Annotated in this window: 11 protein-coding genes and 1 pseudogene; 5 read left to right on the forward strand and 7 right to left on the reverse strand. The window is 63.8% G+C overall.

Features of this window, described 5'->3' with window-relative positions; translation table 11 throughout:
• Window positions 1–529 precede the first annotated feature (529 nt).
• The 4 genes and pseudogenes from J5M86_RS00535 to J5M86_RS00550 form a co-directional block, all read right to left on the reverse strand.
• On the reverse strand, window positions 530–1558 hold the full coding sequence (locus tag J5M86_RS00535; RefSeq protein WP_188061792.1) for a restriction endonuclease: 1029 nt from the start codon (window positions 1556–1558) through the stop codon (window positions 530–532).
• A 5-nt stretch (window positions 1559–1563) separates the two neighbouring features.
• Window positions 1564–2511 (reverse strand): hypothetical protein, encoded by a 948-nt coding sequence (locus J5M86_RS00540; protein WP_208965063.1) that lies wholly within the window; start codon window positions 2509–2511, stop codon window positions 1564–1566.
• Window positions 2512–2685: 174 nt separating this feature from the next.
• Window positions 2686–3890, reverse strand: a protein-coding gene (locus J5M86_RS00545) for an IS3 family transposase (protein WP_208965064.1) whose coding sequence is annotated in 2 segments (ribosomal slippage) — window positions 2686–3603 and window positions 3606–3890 — 1203 coding nt in all. Because the reading frame shifts where the segments join, the coding sequence is not laid out codon by codon here.
• 808 nt (window positions 3891–4698) lie between these two features.
• Window positions 4699–5445: pseudogene (locus J5M86_RS00550) on the reverse strand (IS256 family transposase); the annotation flags it as partial.
• 68 nt (window positions 5446–5513) lie between these two features.
• Between J5M86_RS00550 and J5M86_RS00555 the strand changes: the two are divergent.
• Together J5M86_RS00555 and J5M86_RS15700 are read left to right on the forward strand one after the other, a co-directional pair.
• A complete protein-coding gene (locus J5M86_RS00555; RefSeq protein ID WP_188061715.1) occupies window positions 5514–5765 on the forward strand; it encodes a transposase in 252 nt (83 codons plus the stop codon).
• Window positions 5766–5868: 103 nt separating this feature from the next.
• Entirely contained in the window at window positions 5869–6213 is a 345-nt protein-coding gene (locus J5M86_RS15700; protein WP_255427706.1) for an IS3 family transposase, read from the forward strand.
• An 81-nt stretch (window positions 6214–6294) separates the two neighbouring features.
• Here J5M86_RS15700 and J5M86_RS00565 read toward each other — a convergent pair whose 3' ends face one another.
• The 3 genes from J5M86_RS00565 to J5M86_RS00575 all read right to left on the reverse strand — a co-directional run bounded on the left by J5M86_RS00565 (window position 6295) and on the right by J5M86_RS00575 (window position 9046).
• Complete coding sequence (locus J5M86_RS00565) at window positions 6295–7284, reverse strand: DNA topoisomerase IB (RefSeq protein WP_188061713.1); 990 nt, start codon at window positions 7282–7284, stop codon at window positions 6295–6297.
• Window positions 7284–7562: a Rho termination factor N-terminal domain-containing protein gene (locus J5M86_RS00570; RefSeq protein WP_188061712.1), complete on the reverse strand. Its 279-nt coding sequence runs from the start codon at window positions 7560–7562 to the stop codon at window positions 7284–7286. Before J5M86_RS00570 ends, J5M86_RS00565 begins: the two co-directional genes overlap by 1 nt.
• A gap of 158 nt (window positions 7563–7720) precedes the next feature.
• Entirely contained in the window at window positions 7721–9046 is a 1326-nt protein-coding gene (locus J5M86_RS00575; protein WP_208965065.1) for a Fic family protein, read from the reverse strand.
• A 529-nt stretch (window positions 9047–9575) separates the two neighbouring features.
• On the opposite strand from J5M86_RS00575, the gene J5M86_RS00580 reads away from it, so the two are divergent.
• The 3 genes from J5M86_RS00580 to J5M86_RS00590 all read left to right on the forward strand — a co-directional run bounded on the left by J5M86_RS00580 (window position 9576) and on the right by J5M86_RS00590 (window position 12670).
• Window positions 9576–10004 carry an organic hydroperoxide resistance protein gene (locus tag J5M86_RS00580; RefSeq protein WP_188061711.1) on the forward strand — a complete coding sequence of 143 codons (429 nt, stop codon included), beginning with the start codon at window positions 9576–9578 and terminating at the stop codon, window positions 10002–10004.
• Window positions 10005–10258: 254 nt separating this feature from the next.
• Window positions 10259–11722 carry a hypothetical protein gene (locus J5M86_RS00585; protein WP_188061710.1) on the forward strand — a complete coding sequence of 488 codons (1464 nt, stop codon included), beginning with the start codon at window positions 10259–10261 and terminating at the stop codon, window positions 11720–11722.
• 30 nt (window positions 11723–11752) lie between these two features.
• On the forward strand, window positions 11753–12670 hold the full coding sequence (locus tag J5M86_RS00590) for an exodeoxyribonuclease III (protein WP_188061709.1): 918 nt from the start codon (window positions 11753–11755) through the stop codon (window positions 12668–12670).
• The last annotated feature ends 38 nt before the right edge of the window (window positions 12671–12708 follow it).

Below are 12708 nucleotides of genomic sequence, written 5' to 3' on the forward strand. Positions count from 1 at the left end.
GTTGGCTTGTAGCGGCATTCTGCGGTCGCTCTCCAGGCTTCTTCCAGGGCATACAGAGACCGGGGCGCGTCCGGTTCGACGGGCCTATGGACTGCTACAGAGCGGGGTTCGTGGTCTATGAGTCGGGTAGGAGATCTCACATCTCGCGTCCGGCAAGATATGGACTGCTGCATCGGCGTTGCGCCCTTGCCTCTGAGCCGTGCAGCGGTTGCCGGTCGTTCGAGGGCGTTCCCCCAGGCGCTGAGAAGGCCGAGGGGGATCACTGATGGGCGCTCCTGAGCCCATAGATCTAGGCAGGGAGCTGCGACTTATCCACACTCCGCGGCTACGAGACCTGGGATGTCAGTGCTTGCGCGTACGGTCACGTCGTCGGCTAACTGATCGCCCTCTTCGTACCTAGCACATAGGAGAAACATGTCAGCAGGAGTACTGAGTCTAATAAAACCAATAAAGCTAATAGCTTGTGCTGCGATTGTACCGTGAGGAGCTTGCGATCTTGCGATTGTTGGCAACGAATCTCGGATTTCGATCAGCGTCCTTCGGCGTCGCGATCGACCGCGAACACCTGACGCAGCGGCATCAGCTGACGCCATCGTGCCGGCAACTCTTGATAGTGCTGCATGGTCAGTTCGACGATGTCGGCGCCAGTCAGGAGCCGCAGATTCTGTCGCTCACGCTCCAGGTCAACGGCGTCCTTGCTGTAGGTGCCGAGCGTGACGAAGAGCCCCAGTTCATTGGACGCCAAGGTGCCAATCAGGCGCTGGACGTCCGGTCGCGACTGCGTGGCGGTGGTGTGCTTGCACTGCACCTTGATGATCGGGGGTTCCAGGCCAAGGGGATCGCGATGGGCGATCACGTCGACGCCGCCGTCGCCGGTGTAGGGAGTGACGCGGGCCTGGTAGCCCATCGAGACTAATAGGTCGGCGGTGAACTCTTCGAACTGTTGATGAGACATCTCCGCCAGCAACTGCTTTTGCACGAAGTCACGAGTGAACTGACTAATGCGTGCAGCACTTGGCTCATCAGCGGCCCAGCCTTCGACCGCTTCTTCGGTGGGCTCAGCTGTCACGGGGTCTGTGTGTACAGGGGTGACGTCGTCGGATGCTGACGCGAGGTACTGCTCGAAGACCGATCTGTTGTGTCGCACGCGGAACAGCGTGATGGCCGAACCGATCTCGTACAACGCTTGCTGGGGGAAGATGCCGCGTGGCACTCCGGTCCGGATCCAGCGGACACGTCGGCGGTGGCGGTGCAATGGCTCGGATTGGATGAACTCGTACGGCCCGTCGATGACGCCGAAGTTGAGAGTGCTGTCGGCTTTGTAGGGCGAGATCACGATGTCGCCCGGGCGCATCTCGAACGCAAAGCGAAGCAAGATTCCGGCCCAAACAGGAATAGCACCGGCTTTCGCTTCAGGAAAGGTCTGTTGCAGAAGCACCTTGAGAGCGTCCCTGTCGTCCCCGATCTGGCGAAGGTCGCCGATGCCCTCCCACCCGATACTGATGAAGTTTCCGGTGACTAAGTCAGGTCCGAGAACATCGTTGTGAATACCCCACATGTTCGTCACGGAATATCTCCTTCGTCGGTTGAGAGCAGCGCATCCGCATATGCCGCCGCGACATCTAGGCAGAACGTCCGTAGCTGCGGGGCCGTCTCCGCGTTCAGCCAACCAGCGGCGGTCGTGCCCCACTGCTCCGTTCCCGAGAAACCGAACAGTCGATCAGTCTTAGCGCGGAACTCGTCGGTGGTCAGTGAAGCGATCGGAATGCCGGTGTTCTGCCCCGCGTAGGAGTGCAGCGGAACGCTGACGGTGCCATCGGCGTAAACGACGACAACCGTGCGGCTGCCGTTCTTGGATGGCCCGGGTGCTCCCAGCCGGACATTGGTCGAGCCGTAACGAACTTTGTGGCCTTCTCTGGTCCACCAAGCGATCACCTTTTCGCTCACGGTGCGTTGCTGGTCCGAGTCGTGCAGAGCTAGGAACTCATCCGGAGTCAGAGCCTTGCGGGCCGCGCGTTGGCGGTCCTGCTCTACGGCACGCACGAAGTCATTTGGCCCGACGACCGCCGTGAACATCGGAGCCCAGATGCCGCCGTCGATGCGGATCGCCTGCGCTTCGACCAGCCACACAGAGATCCCGTTGTCAGGGTGTTTCTGGGCGAGATCATTCAGGTACTGCCCTACGGCTCTGAACTCATCGCGGTGCTCTTCGGCGACCACTACCAAACCGCGAGCTTTGGCGGCGACCGCGTAGGCGAGCCCGCGCGTGAGGTGGTCATGGTCGGCGCGTCCATACTGATTTTCGATGACGAAGGTGGCACCGTCTGCGTCCTCGGTGACGATGTCGATACGCCGGCCGCCGGTCGTCCATACCTCCGCCCGACCGACCTGAGCGAGGGGCACTCCCACTGCCTCACCGAGCTGGTCGAGACGCTCGGCGAGCAGCGGCGTGAAATCGGAAGCCTCACCCTTCCACGCGGCGGTGAGCCTCCCGAACTCGATTCGTCCCATTGCGCTCATGTGCTGCCTCCCTGTCGGCGGTCATCCTGACACTATGTGCACGGCAAGCGACGTTTCCGGAACTCGATCAGAACCGTTGTAAGCCAACTACGTCGGTTTCATGTCGAGCGCGACACTTCGGCTGGTTGATGCCGGGGCTGCTGCACGGATAGGTGACAGGTTCGGTCACGCCGCCTGTGTGGCGGGTGTGGTCATGATGGTCTCGAATTCGATGGGGGTCAATCGGCCGAGTCGTTCCTGACGCCGGCGGCGGTGGTAGGTGCGTTCGGTCCAGGCCACGATCGCCGTCCGCAACTGCTCACGGGTGTCCCAGGCATGCCGGTTGAGCACGTTCTTTTGCAGCAGCGCGAAGAAGGATTCCATCGCGGCGTTGTCGCCAGCAGCTCCGACCCCGCCCATCGACCCGAGCAGGTCGTGGCTTCGCAGCGCCCGGACGTATTTCCGGGCGCGGAATTGAGAGCCGCGGTCGCTGTGCACGATGCACCCGGCCACGGGCATGCCCTCAGCACGGCGTAGCGCGACTGCTGAATTCAACGCCGCCACAGCCAGTGTCGACCGCATCCGCTCACTCAGGGAATACCCCACGATCCGACCCGAGTACACGTCTTTCACCGCGCACAGGTACAGCTTTCCCTCACCGGTGCGGTGCTCGGTGATATCGGTCAGCCACACCTGATTCGGTGCCGTCGCGGTGAACTCGTGCCGCACCACACCCTGCTGGTCGGTGACGGCGAGCAGATCGTCATGGACCGGTGGGCCCGGTCGCTTACCGTGCCGGCCAGGACGTTTACCGAAGGCGGACCACCACTGCTTGGACGAGCAGATCCGCCACGCGGTCCGGGGCACCATCCGGTACCCGTGATCAGCGGCCTCGTCAGCTAGGAAGCGGTACCCGAACCCCGGATCATCAGCATGCGCATCGAACAGTGCGTTCGCGCGATGGGCTTGCACCCATTCCGCCTCAGTCACGGGCTGGTCGAGCCACCGGTAGTACGCCTGACGACAGAGCTTGAGCACCCGACACGCCACCGTAACCGGGATCCGGTCACGGTGCAGCTCGCTCACGAGCGGGTAGAGCCTTTTCCCGGCAGGTGCGCCTGCGACAGGTACGCCGCCGCGCGGCGCACCACCTCATTCTCCTGTTCCAGCAACCGGTTACGGCGCCGTAGATCACACAGCTCGGCCGAGTCAGAGCGGGTCATGCCAGGCTGGGCGCCTTCGTCGATCTCGGCTTGTTTCATCCAGTTCGACAACGTCATCTCATGGATGCCGAAGTCCTTGGCGATCTGAGCCAACGTCACACCAGATTCGCGGGCACGAGCCACCCTGACAACGTCGTCACGGAACTCTCGAGGATACGGAGCAGGCACAGCAACATCCCTCCAGGCCACCCACCCGGGCAAGCCAGATCAGTTGTCACCTATCCGTGCAGCAGTCCCGACTCTCTATTCGAGTCCGCGCGGACCGCCCCAAGATCCCTTGGGACGGTCCGCGCATAAAGGACCTACTCGCGCCTTCTTATGCGATGAAATGCGCCCAAGCCAGGCTGAGTCGCGGACAATAACTGTCAGCCCCATCCCCAAAAGTAGGTAAAGGCACCATAGCGGTATGTCATCGCGCCTTGATTGGAGGTGTAGACGTAGGACATAGCCTTCTGGCCTTTAGCTACTTTGAAATACGGTGAGTAGCAGTGCAGTGGGCTGCCGGTGTATGTGTAACCCATCGGGGTGCAGGTCTTCCGAACCCCCGAGGTACCCGAGGCCGCTCCTAGGGACGTCAGCTGTAGGAATCCTCCTCGATAAGTCGTGGGACAGTAGGCGACTGCGTGGGTGCGATACGTGTTTACACCGACTCGTTCAACTGAAGTCGTGTAGGTACACGAGCCGATGGTTTGGCTGGCGCCTCCGCCACCGCCTGGATCTTGCTGCGCGGCGTTAGCCGAGCCAGTAAATCCCCCTGCAAGGATGGTTAGTGCGGTGGCTGCAAAAGCCGTCGTTAGGCGCCTCATAAATCCTCCCCAAGTAGTTAATAGCTGAGCACTTGCATGCTCTCAAGGGCGTGATCCATGGCGATACACCCTTGACCAGTTCTTTACCCGCTCTTGACCAAAGCCTTACGAAAAAGAACCGGGGGTCAAGTCCCTTGTAGTGGTGTAGCGGCGCGTACCTTTGATCGGTGTTAGGCGGTCAGGGCGGGGAGGTTCTCAGCTCCGATCATGGGTTCGGTGGTGGGTGCGGGATTGATGCGGCAGCGGGCCAGGACGTCCAGGCCGAGGTAGCGGCGGCCCTCGGCCCATTCATCGGTTTGCTCGGCCAGTACGGCTCCTACAAGCCGGATGATCGCGCCCCGGTTAGGGAAGATCCCGACCGAGTCGGTACGACGGCGGATCTCTCGGTTCAGGCGCTCGGCCGGGTTGTTGGACCAGATCTGTGACCACACGTCTTTGGGGAACTGCGTGAACGCGAGGATGTCGGCGCGGGCGGTGTCGAGGTGGTCGTGCACGGCCGGGAGTTTCTCGGCGACGTAGTCCAGGAGCCGGTCGAACTGGGCGTGCACCGAGGGTGCGTCGGGTTGGTCGTACACGCTGTGCAGCATCGCTTTTGAGCGCCGGCCACATGGTCTTGGGTGTGGCGGCTATCAGGTTGGCGGCGTAGTGCGTGCGGCACCGTTGCCAGGACGCGCCGGGCAGGTTCGCTGCGACGGCCTCGACCAGGCCCTGGTGGGCATCCGAAGTCACCAGCCGCACACCGGTCAGGCCGCGGGCGACCAGGTCAGCGAAGAACTCATTCCACGCCGGCCCGGTCTCACTGGTCGCGACCCGGAGCCCGAGGACTTCGCGGTGCCCATCCCCGTTGACCCCGGTGGCGAGCAGCGCGACGGCGTTGATCACGCGGCCGCCTTCACGGCTTTCATCGCCAGTGCGTCCTGGGGTTGACCCCGTTCGGTGGACATCCTGATCGTCAGACCTTGGTCTGGCAGGGAAGGATGCACTTATGGGTGCGAACAGGGAGAGTTACACCCCGCAGTATCGGCGTGAGGCCGCTCATTTAGTGATCGATACTGGTCGCTCGATCGCGGTTGTTGCGCGGGAGATCGGTGTCGGGGAGCAGCTGCTGGGTCGGTGGGTCGCGATCGAACGCTCGCGGATGGATGACCCGCCCGCAGCGATCGATGCTGATGAGCGGGCCGAGTTGATCCGGTTACGTCGCGAGGTGGCCGAGCTGCGGATGGATCGGGGTTCCTGAAAAAAGCAGCGGCCTTCTTCGCCACGGAGAACTCGAACCCGAGCAGGCGTTCGCAGTGATCGATGCGGAGAAGGCCGGCTCGAACATGCCCCCGGTCGTGCGGATGGCTGATCTGCGGGGAGTGTCCCGGTCGGGGTACTACGCCTGGGCCGAGCGAGCGGGTCGTGGTGACCGCGGCGAGCTGAGCCCCAGAGATTCTCGGCGTGCTGACCTCGTCGTGAAGATCAAAGTCGCCCATGACGCGTCCAAGGGGGTGAATGGTGCCCCGCGGATTACCAGGGATCTTCGCGCGACCGGTGAAGTCGTGTCGGTCAAAACGGCCGCGAAACTAATGCGGGACAACGAGATTCGTGGGATCAGTCCCCGACCGTGGCGCCCGGTGACCACGATCGTTGATCATCACTCACACACGATTCCTGACTTGGTGCAGAACGTGCTCGCGGGGTAGCGAGCCAGGGGCGTGTCGCGGCAGCACCGGTTGAGTCAGCCGCGCATCGTCCGGTCGCAGTTTCCAGCCAACGCCACCGGTCTACGCCAGCAGTTCGACCACTGCCTTCTCCAACGCTTCCCGGCGTTTCTCGATGCTCTTCGTCCTCGGCACGGTGATCGTCGTGCCGCTCTCGTAGAGGTCGAGCACCCGCGGATCGATGTACGAACCACGCGCCACCGTCGGTGTATTGCCGAGGTAGGTGGCCACCTCCTCGACGGCCGCCTTCACCGCGCGCTTGCGGGACGCCTTGCTGTCGCCGTTCTCGGTCGACTCCGCCAACGCCGCGGCCGCGAGCACGGTCGCGTGCCAGGTGCGGAAGTCTTTCGCGGTGAGGTCGCCGCCGAAAAGCGTTGCCAGATAAGCGTTCACCGACGCTGCGTCCAGATCGACCCACGAGCGCCCGTTCTTGTAGGCCAGCAGCCGGCCACTGCCACCGCGCCGCGAACGCATGCGATCAAGCGCCTCGATCGCCACTTTGTCGTCGATGGTCACCGTGTGTTCGACGCCTGACTTGCCGACGAACTTGAATACCAGCCCGTCCCGGCCGCGCTTCACGTGCCGCCGCTCCAACGTGGTGAGCCCGAACGAACCGTTGGTGTCGGCGTACGCGTCGCTGCCGATACGGAAGTAGCCGAGATCTATGAGCCGGACGGCGGTGGCGCTGGCCCGGTCGAGCGTCATGCCCTCACCGCTCAGATCGCGGACGATCTGCTTGCGCGCCTTGGGCAACCCGGCCGCGGCGGTGAGCACCCGGTCGAACTTCATCTTGTCGCGCTTGATCCGCCAGTCGGGGTGGTAGAGGTACTGCCGACGTCCGGCGGCGTCCATGCCCGTGGCCTGGATGTGGCCGTTCGCCAGCGGGCAGATCCAAACGTCCTGCCAGGCCGGCGGAATGACCAGCGCCTTGATCCGCTCGACGTCTTCGGCGCTGAGCGCGGCGCCGTCGGCGTCCGCGTAGCTGAACCCCTTGCCGCGCCGTTGCCGGGTGTAGCCGCGCATGGTCGGCGAGACCTTCCGAAGCCGCGGCATCAGTGCTCCCGCAGCGCGTCGATCAACTCGCCCTTGCTCATGCGCGAACGCCCCTCGATGCCGATGTCGCGTGCACGTTGGAGCAACTCGTCCTTCGTCATGTCTTCGTAGTCGCCGGCCTTCCCGCCCTTGCGACCGATCGCCGAGCGGGACGTGTTGGCCGCCGCGTTCGCGATGCGCGCCGACTTCTCCTTGCTGTTGCCCTCCTCGCGCAGCGCCTCGTACAGGTCCGGGTCTTTCACCGACGGGCCAGGGTCTTCACGCTTCTTCTGTGCCATGGCTGCCTCTCTCGCGCGGGTGGTTCTCAAACTGTCGCACCCGCGGCGGGCGCAGTGGTGGGAGCGCGATCGGGATTCGTCCGCGGGCGTGTTGCCCTCGTCCGTTCGCGCGCCGGCCTGGTCCGTGTCATAACGCAGGTGCAGGCCTTTGTTCGTAGTCAGCCGCCCTGCAAGAGCCGTTCGAAATCAGTCGATCGCCGCCAAACGAACTGACGCCCCACGCGCTGCCGCGTGAGGAGTCCGCGCTCTTCGAGGTTCATCAGATCTTGGCGAGCGGTCTCGTGGGATACGCGGTGGCTCTTGCCGTGGGAATGAACCGTGTATTCCACGTCGGGGTCGGCAAGAGCGGACTCGATGATCGCCAACTGGCGGTGGTTGAACGTTGCGGAGTTTTGGACGGCATCGCGGGTTCTTTGCGTCTCGGCGACCTGAGCTGCGAGGTACGCCTCAAGATGGTCAAAGGCGCGGTTGAGTACCTCGAGTTGGTAAATCACGAAGTGCGTAACGTCGTCTTCGTACTCGCTGTACAGGTAGGCCTTGCCGTATTTGGCGGGCGCCGCCTTCAAGATCGAGGAGATGGTGACGAACTCCGTCAGCCAAAGCTTTTCGCGGAGCATTACCCAGTAGAAGACGGCTCGCGCCAGGCGACCGTTGCCGTCTACGAAGTAGTGGTCGTGCCCGAGCATGAAGTGGACGATGATGGCGCGGACGGTGGCAGGTACCCACTCGTCCGCGGCTCCTGCTCCGCCACTTGCGAACCGGCACAGGGTTTCCAATCTCGCCGGGAGCTCGTCTGCTGCAGGAGGCTCGTGAACCACTTCGCCTTCTAGGGACTCGACATACACACGCTCATCGCCGACCTGCTGGATACGGCCCGCGTCAGCAGGGTCATCAAGGGTGTTCATCGTGACTATCTCGTGCAACTCTCGAATCCGTTCCAGCGTGATGGACTCCGAGGCGTGTTCTCTGACGTACTCCATTGCGTTGAAGTTGTTCCAGATCATCTGTTCGCTTTTGGTGCGGGGCCGACGTCCGCTGCGCAACATCTCCTTGGCGACTCGCCTCGTGGTGGTGGCGCCTTCGAGCTGACTAGATGTGATCGCCTCCTCCATGAGCGAGCTCACGAGGTAGCGGTCTCTGGTCGCCCGGTTCGTCACTGGTTCGTCCAGGCCGATCCGTCCGCCTGCGCGTGTCGAAATCTCTTGTAATGGACGAAGCACGTCATTGGGGAGCGAATAGCTGAAGGCAGTTCCAGAGGTACTCGTGAAGGGCAGGGAGCGTGCTTGGGCTCGCCGCTGCACCCGGGTGGCCACCCACCACTGCTCGCGTGTCAAGCCAGTGGGTGGTGTATGCCAGTACATGCGATCCCACGGCCGGTACGGATCGGTAGCGACGTTGATGGTGATGAGTGCGTAGGACAGGCTCTCGAACGAACCGCCGAACGCGCCTAGGCCTACCGTTGGTGGGCGCTTGGGGAGGCGCAATGCTTCAACCTATCTTCAAGAATCTCTTGATGTTGAAGATAGCTGCTAGATGCTTCAAGTTCAAGGCCTTCTAGAAGTTGGCTTGAACTTGACGCAACGTTGTGGCCGCACGCCAGGCGTGCGTTCGGTCGGCCGGGTTTCGTAGGTCCGCCGCAAAGGTTGGAACGCGGCTGGTTGTGTCGTCGCTGTTTGACTGGGTCGCCCCTGTGGGATGTGCGCGGTACAGCCCGATCCAGGAAAAATATTTGTCTCGTTCTTCGTTCCGGGGTTCGGCGATGTGCTCTTCCTTCCCGAAGGCTACGCAGGACCGCGCGAACCAGTTCTGACAGCGAACTGACGCTATTCCCGGCTCCTGAACAGAGACTGCCTAGGGCACGGGTACCGCGTTTGCGCTCAACAACGGCCGACAGCGACCACCACAAGCGTCGTTCGGCGAGTTTCCATTCTTTCGGTGGGCGGACGGTCACCCACCCGCGTGGCCGGCGGGATAACGTCGCCACTGGCAGCAACCCTCACGAAAGGATCCCTCATGGAGACGCTCTACACCGCTGAGGCACTCGCGACCGGCGACGGCCGCAACGGCCACACCAAGACCGTCGACGGCTATGTCGACCTCGACCTCAAGGTGCCCGAAGGCATGGGTGGCCCCGGTGGCGCGGCCAACCCCGAAGACCTCTTCGCCGCTGGCTACGCCGCGTGCTTCCACGGCGCCCTGAAGAAGGTCGCCTCTCTCGAGGAGAGCAAGCCCGACCTCACCGACTCCTCGGTGGGCGCGAAGGTGAGCATCGGCAAGCTGGACGAGGGCGGGTTCGGCCTCGCCGTCGACCTCGAAGTGGTCATCCCCAACATGGAGCAGGACGCCGCCCAGGCGCTCGCCGACAAGGCGCACCAGGTGTGCCCCTACTCCAACGCGACCCGCGGCAACATCCCGGTCAACGTCACCGTCGCCCAGGACTGACCCCAAGGCTCCACCCGAGAAGTCCGCAGCATTCGCTGGTTCATCCGCCGAGTGCTGCGGACTTTCGTGTTTGTTGTCGCCGAGCGACCCGGCCGACCCGACCATGCCTGGCGGACGTCCGACCTCGCGAGACAAATTGCCGACGGCTCAATTCACTGCAATTCGCGGAGAATGCGGCGCGTTGACGCCGATAATTCGGGATTGTGACGTGGGCTGTGGTGGGGCGCAGAGGCAGGCTGCCGCATGGCCCGAGCGTGAGCACGGCGTGGCTGACCTTGGCCGACATGAACGCCGTGACCTCGTGGCTGCTGTGGTCGCACCGTCTGGCCTCCCCGCTCGGCGGTCTCACCGGCGCGGAGCTCAGCCACGTCGCCACGTCCAAAGGCATTCCGCTCACCACGTTCGACATCACGCGTGCGGAGAACGGTCTCGGGCAGGCCGATCTGCGCATCATCGGACGCTACGAACAGCTTCTTGAATTACCGCCGCTGAGCCTCAGTGCGTCGCTGCGTGCCGCCGCCCGCATCGAGCCGACCTCGCCAGGAAGCGCCGCTCTGATGCGCTTGCGGAGCATCCCGGAAACCGCGGACGCCCGCCGCGAAGTCATCGCGAACTGTTTCGACCGCGAAAAGCTCAGCGCCGTCGAATGGCTCCAACTCGCTGATGCCCTCGCCAGCGCGTCGGAGATGCTGCTGCCGCCGCGCATCGTCAGTGCCTGGATCCACCAGCTGATGGACCAATGCATGCGCGCCACCGACCGTGGCTACTACCCGCGACTAGAAGCCCTGAGCACTCTGGCCAGCGATGAGCGCTACGCCCTCGACATCATCCGGGCCGCGGAAGACCTCACCAAGGTGCCCGGTGTTTCGGGCACCCGGGAGGCGTGGTCGGTGGTCGGGGACGTCCGCAGCGCGGCGGCCATCAACACCCTCATCGCGGATCTGGAGGCGGCCAGCGACGAGCGCTTCGACAACTACAGCATCGCCCTCGTGTCGCCGGCCCACCTGCGCACGTTGAGCGCGGACCAACTGCAAGCGATCGCCGACGAGATCACCCGGCGCCTGTCGCGATGGAGCTTGTCGTCGTACGAGCCGCTCGCGCAATTGGCCGCGGAGTTGCCGCACGAGCTCGCCGAACCAATCCTGAAGAAGATCGACGCGGTGCACCCGCTCGCGCGGTTGACCGGACAGCGCAACGGCCGCGACGTGAGCGACGAGGTCGAGCTCTACACACGCGCCGCCATGGCCGATACGTGGCCCAACCATCCCGGTGGTGTGTTGAACGAACTCCTGCGAATTGCGTTGCAGGGCAAAGATTCCGGCACTCGCTTCCATGCGGTCACCCTCATCCGGCAGAGCCCCTTCGTCGCCACGATCTGTGACACCGCCGCGGACGTCTGCGTCAGTGACGCCGATGCCACCTCACGTCAGCTGGCGAGCTACCTGGTGATGAACCTCGCCACCCGAGCGAGCGAAAACCGCCTGCGTCGCGTGCTCGAAGAATCGCCGGCATACCGAGTGAGTGCCCTGGTGGGCTTGGCCCACAGTGGAGCCCTGAACGCGGATGACGATCTGGAGCGCTGGATGAAAGACCCGAAGCTTCGCATGGCAGCCATATACGCGGCCGGGATCACCGGGCATCCGGCGATCAACTCGCCGCTCGCAACTGGCCCAGAAGCTGCCTGGTGGCGAGGCAAGGGCGGCGGGGTGTCGTCGTGAGCTTCTGGCGTCGGGCTAGCCTCGTGAACCGTGCGTATTGCCAGCTTCAATGTCAACGGAATCCGCGCGGCCCAGCGCCGCGGCTTTGAGCAGTGGCTGGCCACCTGCAACCCCGATGTCGTTGCGCTGCAAGAGGTTCGGGCGCAGCACGCCGACATCCCGGAGGGCGTCTACGGCGAATACCACGTGGCCTACGAAGAGGGCGGACTGAAAGGACGCAACGGCGTCGCGGTGATGACCCGGCAGGCGCCGGCGGCCGTCCGCACCTGGAGCGGGCATGTGCGACTGAACGGCGAGAAGGTCGACACCGACCCGACGACTCTGGCTCGCGGCATGCGGGAGTTCGCGCACGAGGGTCGCTATGTCGAGGTCGATCTGGCCGACGTCCCGCTCACCGTCGCCTCGCTCTACTTGCCCAAGGGCGGCCTGCCCGCGCACCTGCAGAAGCCCGGCCGCATGCGAGAGGCGCCGGACGGCGGAGCGAAGTACGAGCGCAAGATGCGCTTCCTGGACGCCTTCACCCGGCAGCTTTCTCGTTCTCGCAGAACGGCTTTGGCGAACGGTCGGGAGTTCCTACTGATGGGTGATCTCAACGTCGCGCACACTCGCTACGACCTCACCAACTGGCGCACGAGCAATCGGTCGGAGGGCTTCCTCCCCGAGGAGCGCGAATGGATGGGCGCGCAGCTCTCACCGCGCACCCTCATCGACGTCACCCGGCGCCTGCACCCGGAGACCGACGGGCCGTACTCGTGGTGGTCGTGGATGGGGGAGGCCTTCACCAAGAACGTCGGCTGGCGCATCGACTACCACCTGGCCACCCCGAAGCTGGCCAAGAGCGCGACGGCAGCGTGGGTTGATCGCGAGCCGTCCCGGGACGTCCGGATCAGTGATCACGCGCCGGTCGTGGCTGATTACGACGAAACCCAGTGGTCGCTGGGTCGGTAGGTGCTGTTCACGCGCGAAGCTGTCGAAGGCGCGTCCGG

Source organism: Yimella sp. cx-51, assembly GCF_017654605.1.
Lineage (GTDB): Bacteria > Actinomycetota > Actinomycetes > Actinomycetales > Dermatophilaceae > Yimella.

Excerpts from the sequence above, each read along its gene's own strand:
- J5M86_RS00535 (WP_188061792.1), bottom strand. The coding sequence starts at position 1,558 with ATGTGGGGTATTCACAACGATGTTCTCGGACCTGACTTAGTCACCGGA.
- J5M86_RS00540 (WP_208965063.1), bottom strand. The coding sequence starts at position 2,511 with ATGGGACGAATCGAGTTCGGGAGGCTCACCGCCGCGTGGAAGGGTGAG.
- J5M86_RS00555 (WP_188061715.1), top strand. The coding sequence starts at position 5,514 with ATGGGTGCGAACAGGGAGAGTTACACCCCGCAGTATCGGCGTGAGGCC.
- J5M86_RS15700 (WP_255427706.1), top strand. The coding sequence starts at position 5,869 with ATGGCTGATCTGCGGGGAGTGTCCCGGTCGGGGTACTACGCCTGGGCC.
- J5M86_RS00565 (WP_188061713.1), bottom strand. The coding sequence starts at position 7,284 with ATGCCGCGGCTTCGGAAGGTCTCGCCGACCATGCGCGGCTACACCCGG.
- J5M86_RS00570 (WP_188061712.1), bottom strand. The coding sequence starts at position 7,562 with ATGGCACAGAAGAAGCGTGAAGACCCTGGCCCGTCGGTGAAAGACCCG.
- J5M86_RS00580 (WP_188061711.1), top strand. The coding sequence starts at position 9,576 with ATGGAGACGCTCTACACCGCTGAGGCACTCGCGACCGGCGACGGCCGC.